Raw genomic sequence first — 20,379 nt, 5'->3', positions numbered from 1 at the left:
AACGCTTCTCATATTCTATACTTTAAAAAAGGACTGTTTTTACTGTGCTGCAGCCATTGGCATACGTACAACTTTTACATCATAGTAAGCAATTTTATTATCAAGAATATATTCTGGCATTCCGCCTTGATGTGAGTGAGCATCTTTAAATGCAGCGCTCTTTGTCCAACCTTGGAAATCTTCTTTTGCATTCCAGCGAGTGCTAATTGTTACTTCATCATAATCAACTGTATTTTGCGTTAAAAGAACTTCTAGACCTAAAAAGCCTGGCATCGTTTCAACTTTACCTACTTTATTAAAACGCTCAATTAATTTATGTCCATTTCCCTTTGTAATTTTAGCTGTATTTGTAACAATAATCATGTTTATTCCTCCTATAAATGTAGCTATATTTTCAAGAACTCATATACATTAAATGATAATGAAAATCATTATCATTGTCAATGATAAATGTGAAATATATAAGTTTTTTTCTATTATTTTGGACAGTGAGATTTTCATTTCAAAACGTAGTAAATATGTGGCGATTAAGTGCGAGAATGAGCTAGTTGTACTAGCAAAGCAATAATATGGTATAGTGAAACGAGGCTGTTTTTTCAGTCTCGTTTTTTAAATGCTTCCTGTAGAGAAAGCATGCAAATGGAAAGGAAGTTATTATATGCGATCAGAAGTAACAGTAAAAATAAAACCGAAATTTATAAAAGAAATTAAAAGTGGATATCCGCTTATTTTAAAAGATGCGATTCAAAATTTAAATGATGTTCAGGAAGAAGGAACAATCATTAAAGTAGTAGATGAGAAGAACAACTTTGTCGGAAAAGGTTATTATGGAAAACAAAATAAAGGATATGGCTGGATTTTAACGAGAAAAGAGAGTGAACAAATTAATCAATCTTTCTTTGAAAGTAAAATCAAATCTGCCTTACATAAACGAAAGCAATTTTACAAATCAAGTGATACGACAGCATTCCGTGTGGTGAATGGTGAAGGTGATGGTCTTGGAGGACTAATTATCGATTATTATGATGGCTACTACGTAGTAAGTTGGTATAGTGAAGGGATTTACACTTTCAGAGATGAGATTATAGCCGCTCTTCAAAAAGTAGCAAACTTTAAAGGTATTTATGAGAAAAAGCGTTTTGATACGAAAGGGAAATACATTGAAGGCGATGATTTCGTAGCAGGAGAGCGCGGTGAGTTCCCGCTTATCGTAAAAGAGAATGGTGTGAACTTCGCTGTTTATTTAAATGACGGAGCGATGGTTGGCGTATTTTTAGATCAACGTAACGTGCGAAAACAAATTCGTGATAAATATGCGAAGGGAAGAACTGTGTTAAATATGTTCTCTTATACAGGTGCTTTCTCTGTATTTGCAGCGCTTGGTGGAGCGAGTAAAACGACGAGTGTCGACCTTGCAAATCGTAGTTTAAGTAAAACGATTGAGCAGTTTAGTGTAAATGAAGTTGATTATGAAGCACAAGATATTATTGTAGAAGATGTATTTCTTTACTTCAAATATGCAGCTAAGAAAAAGATGAAATTTGATATGGTCGTACTTGATCCTCCAAGCTTCGCCCGATCAAAAAAATATACATTTAGTGCAGCGAAAGATTATAAAAACTTATTAAAAGAAACAATTGCCATTACAGAAAATAACGGAATTATCGTTGCTTCTACAAATTGTAGCGCATTCGATATGAAAAAGTTTAAAGGCTTTATCGATACAGCCTTTAAAGAAATGAATGGCAAATATAAAATATTAGAAGAACATTCTTTACCAGAAGATTTCCGTACCATTGATCAATTTAAAGAAGGAGACTATTTAAAAGTAGTTTTCATCGAGAAAATTAAAGGTTAATAAAGAAAAGGAGCTCGAGTTTACTTGAGCTCCTTTTCTTATTGAACGATATTTTGTACTCTACCGACTTGTCCGTCCTGCAATCGCACTTTAATGCCATGCGGATGGGAAGGGGAGTTTGTTAAAATATCTTTTACAATGCCACGTGTTAATTTACCTGTTCGTTGATCTTGTTTTAATACAATATCAACTTCAAGACCGGGTGCGATATTAGAACGTTTTTGTCCGTTCATTTACACACCTGTACGTCTACGTTGGTTGTTTGTCTTTTTCGTTTGTTGATTTTGTAGTTTTTTTGTTTCTTGGCTTTGATTTTTTGCATTTTGACCATTTCCATTTCCTTGCTTTTTCTTAGCAAGTTGTTCACGCATTAAATCAGCTAAGCTTACTTTTTTGTTTTCTGACATGATAAGTCTCCTTTATATAAAGTTAATTATGAACAATCATAGTGAATTTCATCATATCATTGTTAAGGAAGGAAGGGAAGTTGGTTTGAAAATTCATATATTTGTTTCCAGTCTGTAGTAGTTACGATACAATTGAGTTCTTAACGTTTGTAAAAAGGGGATAGACATATGTCACATCATATTTTATTAGTTGAAGATGATCTCTCAATTCAAGAGATGGTGGAAAAGTATTTGATAAAAGAGGGCTTTCAAGTAACAATTGCGTCTGATGGAGAAGAAGGCGTGAACACATATTTAAAAGGTTCATTTGATTTGATTATCCTCGACATTATGATGCCGAAGCTAGATGGCTTAGAGGTTGTACGAATCATTCGAGAAAAAAGTGCTGTTCCGATTTTAATGATGTCGGCAAAAGATACAGATGTTGATAAAGCTGTTGGATTAGGACTTGGAGCAGATGATTACATTTGTAAGCCATTTTCTATGATTGAATTAGCTGCACGTGTAAAGGCAGGTATTCGAAGATCTACGAAATATTCGGCTACAGAAACAACAGAAAAGATGATTCAAATTGGTGATTTAACGATTGATCCAATTAATTTTACTGTAGAAAAAAACGGGAAGCCTCTCAAACTTACTTTAAAAGAATTTGAGATTCTAAAATTGTTTGTAAAGAATCAAAATCGTGTATTTACAAAAGCACAAATATATACACTAATTTGGAACGAAGAGTATTACGGTGACGATAACGTTATTAATGTTCATATGAGAAGGTTGCGTGAGAAAATCGAAAGTGATCCATCTAATCCAGAATATATTAAAACGTTATGGGGTATCGGCTATAAGTTGGAAGTGATGTAATATGGTCAATTTGTTAATAAGTATTATTTTTATATTGTTATGTGTCATTTACATACAATATAAAATGAGAAAAAATAGTAGTAAAAATTTACGATACACATATGAAAAGTTAGAAAATATTGTAAATGTACAAACGGGCGAGAAGTTACTCGTTATGACAGATGATCTAGAATTGCAAAAATTATTAGTGGCAATTAATCAATTATTAGATGCAAAACAGAAAACGAATGCAGATCATGCAAAAGTAGAAATTTCGATGAGAAAAATGCTTTCAAATATTTCACATGATTTAAAGACGCCACTAACAGTTATTCTTGGATATACAGAAATGTTAAATAAGGACAAAACGATGAATAAAGAAGAACAGCAAATATTACTTGAAAAGGTGCATGTGAAAACACTAGAAGTAATGGAACTGATTCATAAGTTTTTTGATTTAGCAAAACTAGAATCTGGTGACAAGGCAATCGAGATGACAAAAGTAAATATGAATGAGGTTTGTCGTGAGAAGATTTTATCTTTTTATGATTTAGTAACATCGAAAGGTTTTCATGTTCATATTGATATACCGGAAAGAAATATATATGCACTTGGAAATGTAGAAGTATTAGGCAGGGTATTGAACAATTTAATATCAAATGCGATTACATATGGAGACGATGGAAAGACACTTGGTATGACGTTAAGAGATGATGAAACGAATGTGTATATAGACGTATGGGATACAGGAAAAGGAATTGATGAATCGCATATTGATAAAGTGTTCGAGCGTATGTACACACTTGAAGATTCAAGAAATAGATTGTACCAAGGGAGCGGTTTAGGGTTAACGATTACGAAAAGGCTTGTGGAAGCGATGGATGGAAAAATTCATCTTTCTAGTAAGCCGTATGAAAAAACAATTTTTACAGTTGCATTAAAAAAGATGCAGTTTTAGCTTGTAGAGAAGTAGATTCTACAAGCTTTTTTTTCAGCGTAAGGAATTTGTAAGAAACGGGTAAGAAAAAAGAGATTTCCGTTGTCTATTATAGAAATATAGAGTATTGCGAAAGGGGAAAGTAACATGACATATATATTAAAAACAAATCAGTTAACGAAAGTGTTTAAAGGGAAAGAAGTTATTTCCGGTGTTAACATGCATGTGAAAAAAGGAGAAATTTACGGTTTCTTAGGACCAAACGGTGCTGGTAAAACAACGATTATGAAAATGATTACAAATTTAATAAAACCGACGAGCGGTGAGATTGAAATTTTCGGTGAGAAGTTAACAGATACATCTTATGAAGTATTAAAGAGAATGGGGACAATTATTGAATACCCAATCTTTTATGATAAATTAACGGCGAAAGAAAACTTAGAATTACATTGTGAATATATGGGCTATTACGATAGAAATGAAATTGACCATGCTTTACATTTAGTGAAGCTGCAAGGTATAGATAATAAAAAAGTAAAAGATTTTTCATTAGGAATGAAACAACGACTCGGTATTGCAAGGGCAATCGTAACAAAGCCAGAATTACTCATTTTAGATGAACCCATTAACGGTTTAGATCCAATTGGTATTAAAGAATTAAGAGACTTATTTAAAATGCTCTGCAAAGAATATGGCATTACATTATTAGTTTCTAGCCATATTTTAGGTGAGATGGAATTAATGGCGGATACAATTGGTGTCATTCAAAATGGAAAACTAATAAAAGAAGTTTCAATGAAGAGTATTAACGGAAAACAAACAGAGTACATTGAAATTACTGTTCCTGATGTGAAGCGTGCAGCTTATATTTTAGAAGATAAACTTGGTATAAAAAACTACAAAATAATGAGTGGAAACATGATTCGGGTTTATGAAGTGGCGGTGACACAGCAAGCCATTTCAAAAGCACTTATTATGAACGATGTGGAAATTGAAAGTATTAATAAGAAACATAGTTCTTTAGAGGAATATTTCTTAAATGTAATGGATGGAGAAGGTATTCATGCTTAATGGACTGTGGCTGAACCTGGTAAGTGGATTTATCGTAATGCTAATAAGTGGAATTTTATATTATAGAAAACCAGAGCGGAAATGGTTGTTCATTGTACTAGTGATAGGAATGTTAAGCTTCGTTACTGCTGGAATTAGAATGTTAGCAGCGTAGAGACAGGTATATAAAGAATGGAGGCGTGGTTTATATGTTTAAATTAATGAAGCTCGAATGGAAGAAACATCAATTATCTAGTTACTTTAAAAGTGTAGCAATTTGTATTATAGCAATTTTCGCTGCAGTAAGCCTTATGGCATGGGGAATGAAAGCCGAGGGAGACGTGCTCTTCTTTGACTTCACACAGAACATGGCTTTAGTAAATATTTTTATTAGGATAACATTCATTATTTTTAGTTCAGTCATTTTATCACGTTTAGTAATTGATGAGTATAAGAACAAAACGATACAACTATCATTTATGTATCCGCTACAAAGGAAAATGCTAATGAGTGCGAAATTAACAATTGTTTTCTGTTTTTGTTTTGTGAGCACGATTATCGCGACTTTCATTATTAGCTTGCTCGTATATTTTGTGAGTCCAATGATGGGACTGATTGAAACACCTGCTACGATAGGTGAAATAATAGCTATCGTTCCAGGTACTATTATAAGTGCATTTATGATATCTGGTATAAGTTTAATTCCTTTATTTTTTGGAATGAGAAAGAAATCGACACCGACAACGATTACTTCAGCAGTAATAATTGGCTTGCTGATTAGTGGTAACTATGGTCCTGGAAACGGTCAAGTAAGTATGTTTGATTTTATAGCTATCCCAATCGTGCTCTGTTTATTAGGAATTTTCATTAGTTATCTATCGTTTCGTAAAATCGACAAGATCGATGTGGCGTGAAGCAAGCCTAAAACAACAACGAACTGGGGTATGACTGGTGAAAAAAATAATAGTAATTGCAATATTATTCATTACAATTGCTAGTGTAGTTTTTGGTATTAAGGTGTTTCAGGGGAAAGATTTTAAGAAAGAAAAGTCTTTTGAGATAAATAATATAAAAGAAATACAAGTAGACAATGAAAACTGGAATCTTGAATTTAAAAGTACAGACGCTAATAAAATAGTAATTTCCGCTCAAGGTGAACAAGCAGATAAAGAGATAGATCCCGTCAAAATAGAAAATGATGAAAATAAAATTATGGTTAAGCAAAAACAAGAGGCGAACAAATTTTTTAATGGTTTTACGTTTAGGAAGAAGAATAGTATATGTATAGCTATTCCGAAGAAAGAGATAGATAAAATTATAGTAAATAATAAATCGGGTGATGTGAAAATAAGAGATCTAGTAGTAAAAAGTATCATGACGAAAGGCAAATCTGGGGATGGAATGATTGTAGGACTATCAGCCGAGAAAGGTGAATTCATATCGCAAAGTGGAGAGTTAGTTGTAAAAGATAGTTCAGTACAAGAATTAAATATAAAGTCTACGACTGGTGATAACTATATAACAAATGTAAGTAACTCAAATATGAACATCACTTCAACATCTGGGGAAGTATTGCTGAAAGATATGACAGAAGGAAAATCATTATTTATAGAAACAAAATCAGGGGATATTGGCGTACGGTATAAAGGTGTCCCGGCATCATTGAAGCTTATGGCTAAAAGTAATTCGGCTGACGTAATAGTAGATTTAAAAGGACTTAAGAAAGATAAAAATACAGAAAAAATAAAAGTAGGAACGATTGGTGATGCAAAAAATGAAGCGAAGATTTTAAGTGAAACAGGAGTCATTTATATTGATTAAATCTTAGGAGGAAGGAGGACACTATCATGCTACATTTAATGAAGCTAGAATTGAAAAAGTTTAAGCTTGGTTGGTACGTGAAGAGAGCAATTATTGCAAATATTGTTATACTGGCATTAATGATCTTTGTGAGCATCATTGCTCAAGTAGAAGGTGATGCAGAAATAAGGAATCCAGAGACGATATTGTTAATGGCTAGCACAATAGTAAGAGCAACGTTTATTGTTTTTGGTAGTGTATTAATCGCAAGGCTAATAATTGGTGAATATAAAAATAAAACAATACTACTTATGTTTTCTTACCCTATTAATCGGAAGAAAATGATGGCTAGTAAGTTGGCTATTGCAGCAATAGTAACATTTATAACAGTTATTGTATCTAACATTTTAGTAGTAGGAGTTTTCTTTGGTATAGATAGCTATTTTTCAATTCTTCCTAATTCATTTACAGTAGATCAATTGATGCAAGAAGGAATAAAACTAGTTCCTTTGGCCATTGCAACTGCGGGGATGAGTTTAATCCCATTATATTTCGGAATGCGTAAACGTTCCGTGCCAACTACAATTGTTTCATCTCTTATCGTTGTCACAATTGCAATGAATGGCAACCCAGAGTTTTCTACAGCAACTTTTCTTCCCCTTCAACTAGCACTCGCAGCAATTGGAGTTGTGATTGCGTATTACGGCATTAAAAATATAGAGAAGGAAGATATAGCAGTATGATAAGAATACGTAAAAGGAGTTGGTGTTATACTAACTCCTTTTTTGTATATATATGCTTCGTTACTACTCTGTAAATTTAGAGTGTTTACTTAAATAATCTTGTACTCCTGGAGAAATGTTAAAGTTATTTGGACTTTTATATTCGATAGTAAACTCTCCGTCGGTACTTGTTTTAAAGGAGATCGCATAGCTATTCATTTTAGCATCGTAAGAAGTATTTTTGACTGCCGCATCTAAATCGAAGTATTTTGTAATATATTCTTTTGATTCCGTAATTGCTGTTTGTTTTCCCCAAGGGGTACCATAATAGGTGAAATAAAGAGATATACTAATAACTCCAATAATAGAAGTTAGTAAAATAGTTCCCATAGCTATTTTTTTATTTTTTGTATTCAATTTGGTTACCCCTCTTCGTAATATGTATTCATTTTAACCTATATATTCCATAAAACAACCATTTAGAAAAAATAGTTTCACATGAAACAAGTTACAGAAAAAGACAAGATGTGTAAACACCTTGTCTTTTTTGTCGTTACATTTTAGGAGCTTCCATTCCAGCCGCAGCCCATTCTTCTTTTGCGGGGCCATATACGCCAGGAACTGTTAAGCCGGCTTGTCGCATTAAAACCGTCATTTGCCCGCGGTGATGATTTTGATGATTAATAAGTGTCATTAAAAATATAGAATTCGGCATAGGGCGACCAAAGAAGTCATTAATAGTTGCTAAATCTTTATTAGTCCATTCGCTTTGAAGTGCTTCAACAAAAGCCGCATTCACTTTACGGTACTCATCTGCAATTGTTTTTGCAGAAGTTGGAACAGGATAATCTTTCGTTTCTCCTTCAAACTTTAGCCCTGTGCCAGATAGTATAACAGGAATTGCCGTCACGATATGCCAAGCGACTCTTCCTAACGTCCAATGTCCAGGTGCAATTTCTTGTGATAAAGATGCATCGGTTAATGAATCAAGCATTTTCTGAGTAGACTCTGCTTCGTATGTCCATGATTGCAAGAAGCCGTCAATTGTTTGGTACATTATTGTTATCCCCCTCTACTTATGTTCATAGATTAAGTTCGAGAAGAAATGACAAGTTCCCTTTATGTTTTAATGATGGTATTTAAAATTTTATATATAAATTTTATGATACTATTTAGTGTATATAGAATTATATTAATTTAGGGGGATATTATGAAAAGATTGATTTTAGGAATCATAATTTTATTTTTAATGGTAGGATGTAGCAATGAAACCTATAAAAAAGCAATGGATCAAGGGAAATTGGCGTTAGCGAGTAAAGAATATGACACGGCAGTAGCATCATTTGAGCTAGCATTAGAAGAGAAAAAGGATGATAAAGAAGCAAAGGTATTAAAAGACCAAACTACTAAGATGATAAGTTCGATAAAAGAGAAATCGAGTGGAAATATAGAACAAGCAATAGGTTTGTTTCAAGAAGTAGAAAAGATGAAAGATGGTTCCGCAATCCTTCAAAGTCAAGCGAAAGAACAAAAAGATTCGCTCATAGAGCATAAAGAGTTAAAAGGTCAATATATAGGTCAATTGGAAAAGGCAGAGAAGTTAAAGAATGATAAAAAGTATGAAGAGGCTAAAGGGATAGTAAATAAAATTGTTAACGATACTGGCCAAAATCAACAATTTATTTCGGAAAATCAACGGGCCGAAGAGCTGAATAAGCAAATAGATGGCTTACTAACTCAACAAGCAGAAGTTAAGAAAAAAGAGGAAGAGTTAAAAAATGAAAAGTTAAAAAATGAAAAGAAAAAAGAGGCTGATATTGGAAAGTTAAAGGGGTCTTGGATGTCATCAGAAAGTACAGACAGGCCAGTTGGGTTGGAAATAGAATCTATTAATAGTGAGAAAACAGGCGGAGAATTTATGGAACATAATATTTTTGGGAAAGGGACTACTATAGGAGACTTTCGAATATTAAGTGTGGACCAAGGGATTATTTCCATAGAGCTTGTATTTTTAATGGGAGAAAGAAAACAGAAGGTTGATTTGAAACTTGAGGAGAACACATTAACTGTACATCATGAGTTTATGGGAGGGACTAAATCTGTGAAATTAGTGAGATCAGAGTAATTTATCCCGCTATTCACCTGCAGTAAAATTCCCACCTCAAGATTCGGCTGGAGCAAAGAAGTTAGGTGGGAGATCCACTGCTCATAAAAGCCCAATTGGTTTGGGTTAATAATCAGTGGGGATGAAGAACCCCCCCACTAATTAAAGTTTCACTTTATTTAGTATATAAAAAGGAGGCTTCTAAAACGAAGCCTCCTTTTTAATTAACTTTCTTCCCACTCTTCCTCATCAACCATAAGAAATAAGGTGCTCCAAGTACAGCAACGACAAGGCCAGAAGGAATTTCTTTCGGATATGCGATTGTACGTCCAAGTAAGTCAGCAACAGAAAGAAGGATTGCTCCAAATAGTGCTGAACAAACGAATAGTCTTTGATGGTTCATACCAACAACAATTCTTGCTAAGTGAGGTGCGACAAGGCCTAAAAAGGCAATTGTACCGACAGCAGCGATATTTACTGATGCAAGTAGTGTCGCTAGCACAATTAGAGCAAGACGTGTTTTATTTACTGGTTGCCCAAGTCCAGTTGCTAAATCGTCTCCCAGTACGAGAACGTCAAGTTGTTTTATTAAGAAAAAGATAATGAATACAAGAATTAGAGATGGATATAGAATGATATTTTCTAATGATTCCACCCTCTTGCATACGTACTGCCAGATAACCATGTTAAAGCAGCGGCAACATTCAAATTGGCTCTAACGATAAAGATTTGAATAATTGCTGAGCCAAGTGCAGAAATACCAATCCCTATTAAAGCGAGAGCTGTTGGACTAAATCCTGATTTCCAAGAGAAGAAGAGGACAATTCCAACTGCAAGTAGTCCGCCAATAAATGAACCAATTGGTAGGAAGAAACCAGGAAGTGCAGGAAAGACATACATAATCGTTAAAGCACCGACACCAGCTCCCGATGAAATACCAATAATAGAAGGATCGGCAAGTGGGTTTCGTAATATACTTTGGAAAACAAGCCCACTTATTGCAAGGCATGCGCCAGCAATAGCAGCAACGAGCATTCTTGGTAAACGAAGATTCATCATCATATTTTTGTCAAATTGTGTTAATTGACCTGATATAACATTAGTAATGCTTTCGATATAAGCGTTACTACCGATTGTAACACCAAGAGCAATCGTCACAATACAAAGTGTGATAGATATAATGATTACCTTTTTATAAGAGTAATAGCGGGAACTAGCTCCAGCTGCATTCGCACCGTTATCATTCATATATTGTTTCGACTTCATCATTCGATACACTAAGTAAATAAGCCAAGGAGATCCAATCATTGCTGTGACTGCCCCAACAGGAAGTTCTGCACCGGTTGGATCTATTAATCTACCGACAACATCTGCTCCAAGCAATAATACTGCCCCCCATAAGAAAGAAGAGAGAAGAAGAGTAAAGTGTTGACGGTATCCGATAAGGCGCATTAAATGAGGTGCAACTAAGCCGACAAAGCCAATTGGTCCAACAACAGTAACAATTACTGCTGTTAAAAGATTGCAGCAATGAAGGCGATAAGACGTGTTACTGCTGTTTTTTCACCAAGAGAAATAGCAACATCATCACCAAGTAAGAGAATGTTGAGTTTACGAGACATAAATAGTAAAACTAGGAAAGAAATAATGATAAATGGAAAAGCAAATTGAACGCCATCCCAGTTATTTTGAATAAGAGAGCCAGCTCCCCATAAAAATAAACCAGCTGTTTCATTTTCATAGAAAAGCTGCATCGTTCCGGTAAAGGCAGAGAGCATTAATGTAACGACCATACCAGCTAATGCCATTCTAAGTGGGGTTCCCTTTTTTCCACCAGAAATACGGTATACAAATAAAGCAGTAATAGCACCACCGATAAATGTGAACAGAAGAGAATTAATTTGTAAATCTTTCGGTAAGAAAATTGTAGCCGCTACTAGAAAGAAATATGCGCCAGAGTGAATACCCATTGTACTGGATTCAGCAAGTGGATTTTTCGTTAACGTTTGTAAAATAACCCCTGATGCAGCAAGAGCGCCTCCAGCTAAAATGGCAATTACAGCTCTAGGTAATCGAAGCATGATTAAAGCTTGATGTTCTAGCGATTGGTTCGGTGAGATAAGAGCATCAATAATCATACTATAGGAAATGTTTGCTTGACCTTGTCCGATATGAATAAAGAAAAGGAGGAGCAAGAGAGCTGCTCCTCCTCCGAATACAAGACTTGCTCGAAGTGTATGTTTTAGGCTATTCATCGTGTAATCACTTCTTCGCTGTCATTACATCTGCTACTTGTGTTGCTAAAGATGTTGCAGACTCAGGACCACCGAAAATCCAAGTGTCGCCTTTTAATTTATACATTTTGTTTTCTTTTTTGAACTTTAATTCTTCCCAAGCAGGGTTGCCTTTTAGTTGCGTGTCAAAAATGTTATCTTCATCCGCTACAATGTAAATGAAGTTTGAATCTTGTACACTTTGTAATGATTCTACAGTTGTTTGTTTGAAACCATCTGGCTCAGATTTTCCTGCTTCAAAAGTATTTGTTAGACCTAATTTTTTTGTAACTTGTAAAGCTAAAGAATTGTCAGTTAAGATACGGAATGTTGGTACGTTTTTAGCAGTAAATGCTTGTGCCATTGCGATGTTTTTATCTTTTAAGTCTGCTTTCTCAATTTTTGCTTTTGCATCAGCGAATGCTTTATCCATATCAGCTAATACTTTTTTACCTTCTTCTTCTTTTCCAACTGCTTTTGCAATTTGTTTAAATGTTTCTGTCATTTCAGCAAAGTGATCGTTATTGCTTGTTGATGGATCAAACATAACTGTTGGTGCAATTTGCTCTAATTCATTTTTAATTGCTTTACCACGGAATGAAGCTGTAATAATTAAGTCTGGTTTTAAACGGCTAATTTCTTCTAAGTTTGGTTGTTGACGTGTCCCTACATCTACAACATCTTTACTCGGTTTTGTTTTTGTATTTACCCATTTATTATAATTCTTAATGTCTGCCATCCCTACTGGCTGAACACCAAGTGCTAATAAGTCTTCAGAATATACCCACTCAAGTACAACTACTTTTTTTGCTGGTTTATCTAACTTCGTTTCCCCTTCAGCGTGTTTAATTGTTATAGCTTGATTTTTATTGTCCGCTTTTGTTTCTTTTTTCTCCTCTTTTTGCTGTCCGCATCCAACAGCGAATAAAAGAACTACTATGAAAATACTGAGAATTTTCTTCATCTTCTGCCCCCAAATTAAGTGTTTTTTGTAACTAGTACCATAAGTGAAAATGGTTATCAATTACAGCACCCAAATCATACTATGAGGATATTTTAAGTGTCAATATATTTTTAAAATTTTGACGAAAAATAACAAATTATATGAATTTTTATATATTATAGTCGTTATTTATCCCGCTATTTGTCCGGCTGTAAGATTCACATCTCAAAATTTGGATGGAGCAAAGAAGTTAGGTGGGAGTCGGGCTGATTAAAGTTTCACTTTATGGAGAGTAAGTCTCTTTACTAAAAATATTGGCGAATGTGAAAAGTTTAAATGGGAACTTGGCTGTGTACGAAAGTGTAATGTGTATGGTTAATAATCTGTGGAGAGGGGGCGAAAGTACAAGCAAAAGGAGTGAGAATCGCATGTAATAATTACTAGAATGTATGGAGGAAATCTGTGTTTTATCCCCGACTAGGCAAAGTATTTCTTTGTTATTTAGATAGGTGTTTTTTAATTCGGTGATTGCGCTAAAAAGATCGAATGTAAAGGAAGTGATCAACATGTCTTCATGGAGCAATAACATAAATGGATATTGTGGGTGTAATAATCAAAATGGTGTACATGTTGATTCATGCTGTTTTAGTTGCGATGGGACAGTTCCTAAGGTTGGTCCGACAGGTTCAACAGGTCCAACGGGAGCGACAGGCGACACAGGTCCAACGGGAGCAACGGGAATAACAGGAGCAACGGGTTCAACAGGAGCGACAGGTTCAACGGGAGCGACAGGTTCAACAGGTCCAACGGGAGCGACAGGTTCAACAGGCCCAACGGGAGCGACAGGTTCAACAGGTCCAACGGGAGCGACAGGAATAACAGGAGCAACGGGCTCAACAGGTCCAACGGGAGCGACAGGAATAACAGGGGCAACAGGCTCAACAGGTCCAACGGGAGCGACGGGAATAACAGGAGCAACGGGTTCAACAGGTCCAACGGGAGCGACAGGAATAACAGGAGCAACGGGCTCAACAGGTCCAACGGGAGCGACAGGAATAACAGGAGCAACAGGCTCAACAGGTCCAACAGGTCCAACGGGAGCGACGGGAATAACAGGAGCAACAGGCTCAACCGGGGCTACAGGTACAAGTATCACGGCGACATATGCATTTGCAAATAATACCTCAGGAACAGCGATATCAGTACTTCTAGGTGGAACGAATGTCCCGCTTCCGAATAATCAAAATATTGGTCCAGGTATTACGGTTTCCGGGGGAAATACAGTATTTACGGTTGCAAATGCTGGAAATTACTATATTTCATATTCGATTAATATAACGGCTTCATTATTAGTTAGTTCACGGATTACAATCAATGGAGCACCACTTGCCGGAACAATCAATTCTCCTGCTGTAGCGACCACATCATTTAGCGCAACAATCATTACAACTCTTGCAGCAGGAGATGCTATTAGCTTGCAATTATTTGGTTTGTTAGCTGTCGCAACATTATCAACAACTACTCCAGGAGCAGTGTTAACGATAATAAGATTGAGCTAAGCCATAACTCTCTTACTCTTTTAAGAGTAAGAGAGTTTCTACATATAATAAGAAGTTAATGAAGTAAAGCATAGTTATATAAAAGTCAGAATATTATGATTGTAACGTTATGGTGACTATAATATAATGAAATGAAAATAACCATCATGAATGAACATTCATTTATTTTTTATATATTTGAAGGGGGAATGAAGGTGGAAAAACCATGGTTGAAAAGTTATCCAGAGGAAATTCCTAGTACGATTTCTTATGATATTCAGCCGCTTCATAGATATGTAGAACAGATGGCATCTCGCTACCCAGAAAAGAAAGCGCTTCACTTTTTAGGGAAGGATATTACGTTTTCGGACTTCCATGATAAGGTGAAGAGGTTTGCAAATTATCTTCAAAAGCTCGGTGTGGAAAAGGGTGATCGAGTTGCTATTATGTTGCCGAATTGTCCGCAAGCTGTAATTGGTTATTACGGCACATTACTTGCGGGAGGTATCGTAGTACAAACAAACCCACTGTATACAGAAAGAGAATTAGAATATCAGCTTCATGACTCGGGAGCAAAAGTAATTCTTTGTCTCGATTTAGTGTTTCCAAGAGTAACGAATGTTCAATCTGCTACAAAAATTAAGCATATTATCGTAACTCGTATTGCGGACTTTTTACCATTCCCTAAAAATCTATTGTATCCATTTGTGCAGAAAAAACAGTCAAATTTAGTTGTGAAAGTATCAGAGAGTGAAACGATTCATCTTTGGAATTCAGTAGAAAAAGAAGTGAATACGGATGTTGAGGTGCCTTGTGATCCTGAAAATGATCTAGCTCTTTTACAGTACACAGGAGGAACAACCGGATTTCCGAAAGGAGTTATGTTAACGCATAAAAACCTCGTCTCTAACACGTTAATGGGAGTTCAATGGTTATATAATTGCAAAGAAGGAGAAGAAGTCGTTCTTGGGGTTCTTCCATTTTTCCATGTTTATGGTATGACAGCTGTTATGAATTTAAGTATTATGCAAGGATACAAAATGGTCCTTATTCCAAAGTTTGATATGAAAATGGTTTTTGAAGCGATTAAGAAGCATAAAGTGACATTGTTTCCAGGGGCACCAACTATTTATATCGCTCTTTTAAATAGTCCGCTTTTAAAAGAATACGATATTTCTTCTATTCGTGCTTGTATTAGTGGATCAGCACCACTGCCAGTAGAAGTACAGGAAAAGTTCGAAAAAGTTACAGGTGGTAAACTAGTAGAGGGATATGGTTTAACAGAATCCTCTCCGGTTACACATAGTAATTTTTTATGGGAAAAGCGAGTGCCAGGTAGCATCGGAGTTCCGTGGCCAGATACAGAAGCAATCATTATGTCGCTTGAAACTGGTGAGGCATTACCGCCAGGAGAAATAGGTGAAATTGTAGTGAAAGGCCCTCAAATTATGAAAGGATATTGGAATAAGCCAGAGGAAACAGCGGCTGTATTGCAAGATGGCTGGCTCCATACAGGTGATGTTGGCTACATGGATGAAGATGGATTCTTCTATGTAAAAGATCGCAAGAAAGATATGATTGTCGCGAGTGGATTTAATGTGTATCCTCGTGAAGTTGAAGAAGTATTATATGAGCATGAAAAAGTGCAAGAAGTAGTGACAATTGGAGTTCCAGATCCGTACCGAGGAGAGACAGTTAAAGCATTTGTTGTGTTAAAAGAAGGTACGGAGTGCTCTGAGGAAGAATTAAATCAGTTTGCACGTAAATATTTAGCGGCTTATAAAGTGCCGAAAGTATATGAGTTTAGAGATGAATTGCCAAAAACGACAGTAGGGAAAATTTTACGCCGTGTTCTAATAGATGAAGAGAAGAGAAAGAATGAGGATGAGCAAACGGGCTAAGGCCCTTTCTTTTTGAAAAAATAGGATTGACACTTTTCTAAATAGTCAGTATTATAAGAATATGAATGACTATTCATTCAGTCATCTTCTTGAAGGGGACAGTAAAGTGAAGAAAAATAGACCGAAATACAATCAAATTATTGATGCGGCAGTCATTGTGATTGCGGAGAATGGGTACCACCAAGCGCAAGTTTCTAAAATCGCAAAGCAAGCTGGGGTAGCTGATGGCACGATTTATTTATATTTTAAAAATAAAGAAGATATATTAATATCCTTATTCCAAGAGAAGATGGGAGAATTTGTCGAAACAATTCGTCAAAAAACAGCAGGAATTGAAAGCGCTGTATCGAAGTTATTCATGTTGGTAGAAACGCACTTCTTGCTGTTGTCGCAAAATGATCCTCTTGCTATCGTTACGCAATTAGAGCTGAGGCAGTCCAATCAAGACTTGCGCCTTAAAATAAATGAAGTATTAAAAGGCTACTTACAAGTTATGGATGAGATTTTAGAGACTGGTATAAAACAAGGTGAATTTCAAGCAGATTTAAATGTTCGCGTGGCAAGACAAATGATCTTTGGAACAGTAGATGAAGTAGTGACCAATTGGGTAATGAGCGATCATAAGTATGATCTGGTCGCACTTTCAAAAACGGTACACGGGCTACTTATTGCAGCTTGTGGTTATCGTCAATAATGGGAGGGATCATGTTGAAATTCCTATCTGTAAGAGTTGAAGATCATATCGCGGTGGCGACATTAAATCACGCACCAGCGAATGCGATGTCTTCACAAGTTATGCATGACGTTACTGAATTAATTGATCAAGTGGAAAAGGATGATAACATTCGTGTTGTTGTTATTCACGGTGAAGGACGTTTCTTCTCAGCGGGAGCAGATATTAAAGAATTTACATCTGTTACTGAAGCGAAGCAAGCAACAGAATTAGCACAGCTTGGACAAGTTACGTTTGAGCGTGTTGAAAAATGTTCAAAACCAGTTATTGCGGCAATTCATGGAGCGGCACTGGGCGGCGGCCTTGAGTTTGCTATGTCTTGCCACATGCGCTTTGCAACTGAAAGTGCAAAACTTGGTTTACCTGAATTAACACTTGGATTAATTCCTGGCTTTGCAGGTACACAGCGCTTACCACGTTATGTTGGGAAAGCGAAAGCTTGTGAAATGATGTTAACAAGTACACCAATTACTGGTGCAGAAGCATTAAAGTGGGGACTTGTTAACGGATTGTTCTCTGAAGAATCTCTTTTAGATGATACGCTTAAAGTTGCAAAACAAATTGCTGGAAAAAGTCCAGCAACAACTCGTGCTGTACTAGAGTTATTGCAAACGACAAAATCGTCTCATTACTATGAAGGTGTACAACGTGAATCACAGATTTTTGGTGAAGTATTTACGAGTGAAGATGGAAGAGAAGGTGTAGCTGCATTTTTAGAAAAGCGTAAACCTTCATTTAGTGGCAGGTAGTTCAATTATTTTTTAATATAAATTAACAGAAAATTAAAATTGATAGAATCTTTCTGAAAAACAAGGGGGTAAATGGAATGAACATCTACGTACTCATGAAACGAACATTTGATACAGAAGAAAAAATCGTAATTAAAAACGGTGCAATTTACGATGGCGAAGCGGAATTCATCATCAACCCTTACGATGAATATGCAATTGAAGAAGCAATTCAAGTAAGAGACGCACAAGGTGGAGAAGTTACAGTTGTAACAGTTGGTGGCGAAGATAGTGAGAAAGAACTTCGTACTGCATTAGCAATGGGCTGTGATAAAGCTGTATTAATTAATATTGAAGATGATGTAGAAAATGGTGACCAGTTCACGACAGCAAAAGTGCTTGCTGAATATTTAAAAGATAAAGATGCAGATTTAATTTTAGGCGGAAACGTTGCAATTGATGGTGCATCTGGACAAGTAGGACCACGCGTAGCTGAAGCGTTAAATATTCCGTATGTAACGACAATTACAAAACTTGAAATTGACGGTACAAATGTGAAGATTGAGCGTGATGTTGAAGGTGATACAGAAGTGATTGCAACTTCATTACCAGTTTTAGTAACAGCACAGCAAGGTTTAAATGAACCGCGTTATCCATCGCTTCCAGGTATTATGAAAGCGAAGAAAAAGCCGCTAGAAGAATTAGAATTAAATGATTTAGATTTAGAAGAAGATGATGTGGAAGCAAAGACAAAAACAATTGAAATCTATTTGCCTCCTAAGAAAGATGCAGGAAAAGTGTTACAAGGCGAGCTGCAAGATCAAGTAAAAGAACTTGTATCGTTGCTCCATACAGAAGCGAAAGTAATCTAATAAAATACGAAATTATATATGCAGGAGGGAAAATCTATGGCTCGTAAAGTATTAGTAATGGGTGAAGTTCGTGATGGATCGCTACGTAACGTTTCTTTTGAAGCGGTAGCAGCAGCAAAAACAATTGCAGAAGGCGGTGAAGTAGTAGGTCTTCTAATTGGAGACAGCGTTGCCTCTTTTGCAAATGAATTGATTCATTACGGTGCAGATCGCGTTGTGACAGTTGAAAATGATAAATTAAAATCATATACATCTGATGGTTATGCACAAGCGTTTTTAGCTGTACATGCTGAAGAAAATCCAGAAGGTATCGTTTTTGGACATACAGCACTTGGTAAAGATTTATCACCAAAATTAGCAGCGAAGCTTGAAGCTGGTTTAGTTTCTGACGTAACTGCTTTAGAGGTTGAAGGTGGAAATGTTATCTTCACTCGTCCAATTTACTCTGGTAAAGCATTCGAGAAGAAGATTGTAACAGACGGCATCTTATTTGCGACAGTGCGTCCAAATAACATTGCAACTCTGGAAAAAGATGAGTCTCGCAGCGGTGACGTATCTTCTATTACAGTTGATGTGAAAGATTTACGTACAATCATTCAAGATGTTGTCCGTAAAACAGCAGAAGGTGTGGATCTTTCTGAAGCAAAAGTTATTATCGCTGGTGGACGTGGTGTGAAGAGTGAAGAAGGCTTTAAGCCATTAAAAGAGTTAGCAGACGTACTAGGCGGCGCTGTTGGGGCATCTCGTGGTGCTTGTGACGCTGAATACTGTGATTACTCATTACAAATTGGTCAAACTGGTAAAGTTGTTACGCCAGACTTATACATTGCATGTGGTATTTCTGGTGCGATTCAGCATTTAGCAGGTATGTCTAACTCAAAAATAATCGTTGCGATCAATAAAGATCCAGAAGCAAGTATCTTTAAAGTAGCTGACTATGGTATTGTCGGTGACTTATTCGAAGTTGTACCTCTTTTAACAGAAGAGTTTAAAAAGTTAAAAGTACATTCATGATTTAAGTACCCTTGAGTTCCAAGTGAAGTACCCCTATATATAGAAAAAGGTGAGAGATCCCCTGTCTCTCATCTTTTTAGTATTTAATCCGTATTTTTATATAGTATAAAGGAACATTTTTTTGTTACAATACATAACGATACATATTATTCGCCACGTATATAAGTTAATGATATACTCTTGGTAGAATATACTTGAAGGAGGAAATAAAATGGCAATTGTAAACGCAAATGACCAAAGCTTCGCAGCAGAAACTAGCGAAGGTGTTGTATTATTAGATTTCTGGGCACCTTGGTGTGGACCTTGTAAAATGATCGCTCCTGTATTAGAGGAAATTGATGCAGAACTAGGCGAAAAAGTAAAAGTAGTAAAAGTAGACGTTGATGAAAACCAAGAAACTGCTCGTCAATTCGAAGTAATGAGCATTCCAGCTCTTTTCGTATTAAAAGACGGTAAAGTAGTTGATCAAGCGTTAGGTTACAAACCGAAAGAAGCGTTAGTAGAATTAGTTTCTAAACACTTCTAAAATAAAAAAAGCTACCATTTGGTAGCTTTTTTTATTTTCTTTTTTACAGTCTTTCCGTTACAATAAAAGAACGTATGTTGGGTGTTTGGGCATAGTATGTTTTCAAGGGAAAATAAAAATGCTAAGTATGTAG

At 35.8% G+C, this 20,379-nt stretch carries 22 protein-coding genes and 1 pseudogene; 16 read left to right on the top strand and 7 right to left on the bottom strand.

The genetic code is table 11. From position 1 onward, the window contains the following. Positions 1-39: 39 nt before the first annotated feature. Positions 40-363, bottom strand: coding sequence for a heme oxygenase (gene isdG / locus V6946_RS24265; protein ID WP_000587818.1), 324 nt, complete (start codon positions 361-363; stop codon positions 40-42). Between the two features lie 295 nt (positions 364-658). Between isdG and V6946_RS24260 the strand changes: the two genes are divergently transcribed. Further along, complete coding sequence (locus V6946_RS24260; protein ID WP_006916399.1) at positions 659-1,858, top strand: class I SAM-dependent rRNA methyltransferase; 1,200 nt, start codon at positions 659-661, stop codon at positions 1,856-1,858. A gap of 38 nt (positions 1,859-1,896) precedes the next feature. On the opposite strand, the gene V6946_RS24255 is transcribed toward V6946_RS24260, so the two are convergent. Beyond that, complete coding sequence (locus tag V6946_RS24255) at positions 1,897-2,091, bottom strand: YwbE family protein (protein WP_001014310.1); 195 nt, start codon at positions 2,089-2,091, stop codon at positions 1,897-1,899. Then, on the bottom strand, positions 2,092-2,265 hold the full coding sequence (locus V6946_RS24250) for a hypothetical protein (RefSeq protein ID WP_001293578.1): 174 nt from the start codon (positions 2,263-2,265) through the stop codon (positions 2,092-2,094). It abuts the gene before it with no gap. Between the two features lie 168 nt (positions 2,266-2,433). On the opposite strand from V6946_RS24250, the gene V6946_RS24245 reads away from it, so the two are divergent. The 7 genes from V6946_RS24245 (at position 2,434) to V6946_RS24215 (ending at position 7,635) form a co-directional block, all read left to right on the top strand. Next, positions 2,434-3,126, top strand: coding sequence for a response regulator transcription factor (locus V6946_RS24245; protein WP_000018056.1), 693 nt, complete (start codon positions 2,434-2,436; stop codon positions 3,124-3,126). A gap of 1 nt (position 3,127) precedes the next feature. Then, entirely contained in the window at positions 3,128-4,063 is a 936-nt protein-coding gene (locus V6946_RS24240; RefSeq protein ID WP_016125943.1) for a HAMP domain-containing histidine kinase, read from the top strand. Between the two features lie 126 nt (positions 4,064-4,189). Beyond that, the gene (locus V6946_RS24235) at positions 4,190-5,113 is read left to right on the top strand and encodes an ABC transporter ATP-binding protein (RefSeq protein WP_000221071.1); all 924 of its coding nucleotides are present in this window, start codon (positions 4,190-4,192) and stop codon (positions 5,111-5,113) included. Further along, the gene (locus tag V6946_RS24230) at positions 5,106-5,267 is read left to right on the top strand and encodes a hypothetical protein (RefSeq protein WP_000931813.1); all 162 of its coding nucleotides are present in this window, start codon (positions 5,106-5,108) and stop codon (positions 5,265-5,267) included. Before V6946_RS24235 ends, V6946_RS24230 begins: the two co-directional genes overlap by 8 nt. Positions 5,268-5,301: 34 nt before the next feature. Beyond that, positions 5,302-6,006: an ABC transporter permease gene (locus tag V6946_RS24225; protein WP_000475549.1), complete on the top strand. Its 705-nt coding sequence runs from the start codon at positions 5,302-5,304 to the stop codon at positions 6,004-6,006. 37 nt (positions 6,007-6,043) lie between these two features. Beyond that, positions 6,044-6,913, top strand: coding sequence for a DUF4097 family beta strand repeat-containing protein (locus V6946_RS24220; protein ID WP_000721005.1), 870 nt, complete (start codon positions 6,044-6,046; stop codon positions 6,911-6,913). Between the two features lie 26 nt (positions 6,914-6,939). Continuing rightward, a complete protein-coding gene (locus V6946_RS24215) occupies positions 6,940-7,635 on the top strand; it encodes an ABC transporter permease (RefSeq protein WP_006917761.1) in 696 nt (231 codons plus the stop codon). Positions 7,636-7,698: 63 nt separating this feature from the next. On the opposite strand, the gene V6946_RS24210 is transcribed toward V6946_RS24215, so the two are convergent. Together V6946_RS24210 and V6946_RS24205 are read right to left on the bottom strand one after the other, a co-directional pair. Then, complete coding sequence (locus tag V6946_RS24210) at positions 7,699-8,031, bottom strand: hypothetical protein (protein ID WP_016123428.1); 333 nt, start codon at positions 8,029-8,031, stop codon at positions 7,699-7,701. A gap of 136 nt (positions 8,032-8,167) precedes the next feature. Continuing rightward, the gene (locus tag V6946_RS24205; protein ID WP_000284954.1) at positions 8,168-8,671 is read right to left on the bottom strand and encodes a DinB family protein; all 504 of its coding nucleotides are present in this window, start codon (positions 8,669-8,671) and stop codon (positions 8,168-8,170) included. Between the two features lie 153 nt (positions 8,672-8,824). Between V6946_RS24205 and V6946_RS24200 the strand changes: the two genes are divergently transcribed. After that, positions 8,825-9,739 carry a hypothetical protein gene (locus tag V6946_RS24200; RefSeq protein WP_336455925.1) on the top strand — a complete coding sequence of 305 codons (915 nt, stop codon included), beginning with the start codon at positions 8,825-8,827 and terminating at the stop codon, positions 9,737-9,739. Between the two features lie 199 nt (positions 9,740-9,938). Here the strand turns inward: V6946_RS24200 and fhuB are convergent. Together fhuB and V6946_RS24190 are read right to left on the bottom strand one after the other, a co-directional pair. Beyond that, positions 9,939-11,973 (bottom strand): annotated as a pseudogene (fhuB, locus tag V6946_RS24195) (Fe(3+)-hydroxamate ABC transporter permease FhuB). Positions 11,974-11,980: 7 nt separating this feature from the next. Further along, entirely contained in the window at positions 11,981-12,955 is a 975-nt protein-coding gene (locus V6946_RS24190; RefSeq protein WP_000722821.1) for an ABC transporter substrate-binding protein, read from the bottom strand. 545 nt (positions 12,956-13,500) lie between these two features. Between V6946_RS24190 and V6946_RS24185 the strand changes: the two genes are divergently transcribed. The 7 genes from V6946_RS24185 (at position 13,501) to trxA (ending at position 20,246) form a co-directional block, all read left to right on the top strand. Then, on the top strand, positions 13,501-14,493 hold the full coding sequence (locus V6946_RS24185; RefSeq protein WP_406622132.1) for a BclA C-terminal domain-containing protein: 993 nt from the start codon (positions 13,501-13,503) through the stop codon (positions 14,491-14,493). Between the two features lie 194 nt (positions 14,494-14,687). Then, on the top strand, positions 14,688-16,373 hold the full coding sequence (locus tag V6946_RS24180; RefSeq protein ID WP_033692276.1) for a long-chain-fatty-acid--CoA ligase: 1,686 nt from the start codon (positions 14,688-14,690) through the stop codon (positions 16,371-16,373). A 61-nt stretch (positions 16,374-16,434) separates the two neighbouring features. Then, positions 16,435-17,067 (top strand): TetR/AcrR family transcriptional regulator, encoded by a 633-nt coding sequence (locus tag V6946_RS24175; RefSeq protein ID WP_002001012.1) that lies wholly within the window; start codon positions 16,435-16,437, stop codon positions 17,065-17,067. Between the two features lie 11 nt (positions 17,068-17,078). Then, complete coding sequence (locus V6946_RS24170; RefSeq protein ID WP_000911292.1) at positions 17,079-17,855, top strand: enoyl-CoA hydratase; 777 nt, start codon at positions 17,079-17,081, stop codon at positions 17,853-17,855. Between the two features lie 77 nt (positions 17,856-17,932). Then, positions 17,933-18,706, top strand: a complete 774-nt coding sequence (etfB, locus tag V6946_RS24165; RefSeq protein ID WP_366981626.1) for an electron transfer flavoprotein subunit beta — start codon at positions 17,933-17,935, stop codon at positions 18,704-18,706. A gap of 36 nt (positions 18,707-18,742) precedes the next feature. Further along, on the top strand, positions 18,743-19,720 hold the full coding sequence (gene etfA / locus V6946_RS24160; RefSeq protein WP_000101945.1) for an electron transfer flavoprotein subunit alpha: 978 nt from the start codon (positions 18,743-18,745) through the stop codon (positions 19,718-19,720). 211 nt (positions 19,721-19,931) lie between these two features. Continuing rightward, positions 19,932-20,246: a thioredoxin gene (trxA, locus tag V6946_RS24155; RefSeq protein ID WP_001018943.1), complete on the top strand. Its 315-nt coding sequence runs from the start codon at positions 19,932-19,934 to the stop codon at positions 20,244-20,246. Positions 20,247-20,379: the final 133 nt, after the last annotated feature.

Source organism: Bacillus sp. PPSBB_2 (assembly GCF_045291115.1).
In the GTDB taxonomy this organism is placed as follows: Bacteria; Bacillota; Bacilli; order Bacillales; family Bacillaceae_G; genus Bacillus_A; species Bacillus_A cereus.
Note: the sequence above shows the minus strand (reverse complement) of the source record. Positions and strands in the feature narration are given on the sequence as shown.

Coding starts and splice junctions, on each gene's coding strand:
- V6946_RS24260 (WP_006916399.1), top strand. CDS start 659: ATGCGATCAGAAGTAACAGTAAAAATAAAACCGAAATTTATAAAAGAA.
- V6946_RS24175 (WP_002001012.1), top strand. CDS start 16,435: ATGAATGACTATTCATTCAGTCATCTTCTTGAAGGGGACAGTAAAGTG.
- V6946_RS24245 (WP_000018056.1), top strand. CDS start 2,434: ATGTCACATCATATTTTATTAGTTGAAGATGATCTCTCAATTCAAGAG.
- V6946_RS24205 (WP_000284954.1), bottom strand. CDS start 8,671: ATGTACCAAACAATTGACGGCTTCTTGCAATCATGGACATACGAAGCA.
- V6946_RS24240 (WP_016125943.1), top strand. CDS start 3,128: ATGGTCAATTTGTTAATAAGTATTATTTTTATATTGTTATGTGTCATT.
- V6946_RS24185 (WP_406622132.1), top strand. CDS start 13,501: ATGTCTTCATGGAGCAATAACATAAATGGATATTGTGGGTGTAATAAT.
- V6946_RS24215 (WP_006917761.1), top strand. CDS start 6,940: ATGCTACATTTAATGAAGCTAGAATTGAAAAAGTTTAAGCTTGGTTGG.
- etfB (WP_366981626.1), top strand. CDS start 17,933: ATGAACATCTACGTACTCATGAAACGAACATTTGATACAGAAGAAAAA.
- isdG (WP_000587818.1), bottom strand. CDS start 363: ATGATTATTGTTACAAATACAGCTAAAATTACAAAGGGAAATGGACAT.
- V6946_RS24190 (WP_000722821.1), bottom strand. CDS start 12,955: ATGAAGAAAATTCTCAGTATTTTCATAGTAGTTCTTTTATTCGCTGTT.
- V6946_RS24255 (WP_001014310.1), bottom strand. CDS start 2,091: ATGAACGGACAAAAACGTTCTAATATCGCACCCGGTCTTGAAGTTGAT.
- V6946_RS24230 (WP_000931813.1), top strand. CDS start 5,106: ATGCTTAATGGACTGTGGCTGAACCTGGTAAGTGGATTTATCGTAATG.
- trxA (WP_001018943.1), top strand. CDS start 19,932: ATGGCAATTGTAAACGCAAATGACCAAAGCTTCGCAGCAGAAACTAGC.
- V6946_RS24200 (WP_336455925.1), top strand. CDS start 8,825: ATGAAAAGATTGATTTTAGGAATCATAATTTTATTTTTAATGGTAGGA.
- V6946_RS24250 (WP_001293578.1), bottom strand. CDS start 2,265: ATGTCAGAAAACAAAAAAGTAAGCTTAGCTGATTTAATGCGTGAACAA.
- V6946_RS24235 (WP_000221071.1), top strand. CDS start 4,190: ATGACATATATATTAAAAACAAATCAGTTAACGAAAGTGTTTAAAGGG.
- etfA (WP_000101945.1), top strand. CDS start 18,743: ATGGCTCGTAAAGTATTAGTAATGGGTGAAGTTCGTGATGGATCGCTA.
- V6946_RS24170 (WP_000911292.1), top strand. CDS start 17,079: ATGTTGAAATTCCTATCTGTAAGAGTTGAAGATCATATCGCGGTGGCG.
- V6946_RS24225 (WP_000475549.1), top strand. CDS start 5,302: ATGTTTAAATTAATGAAGCTCGAATGGAAGAAACATCAATTATCTAGT.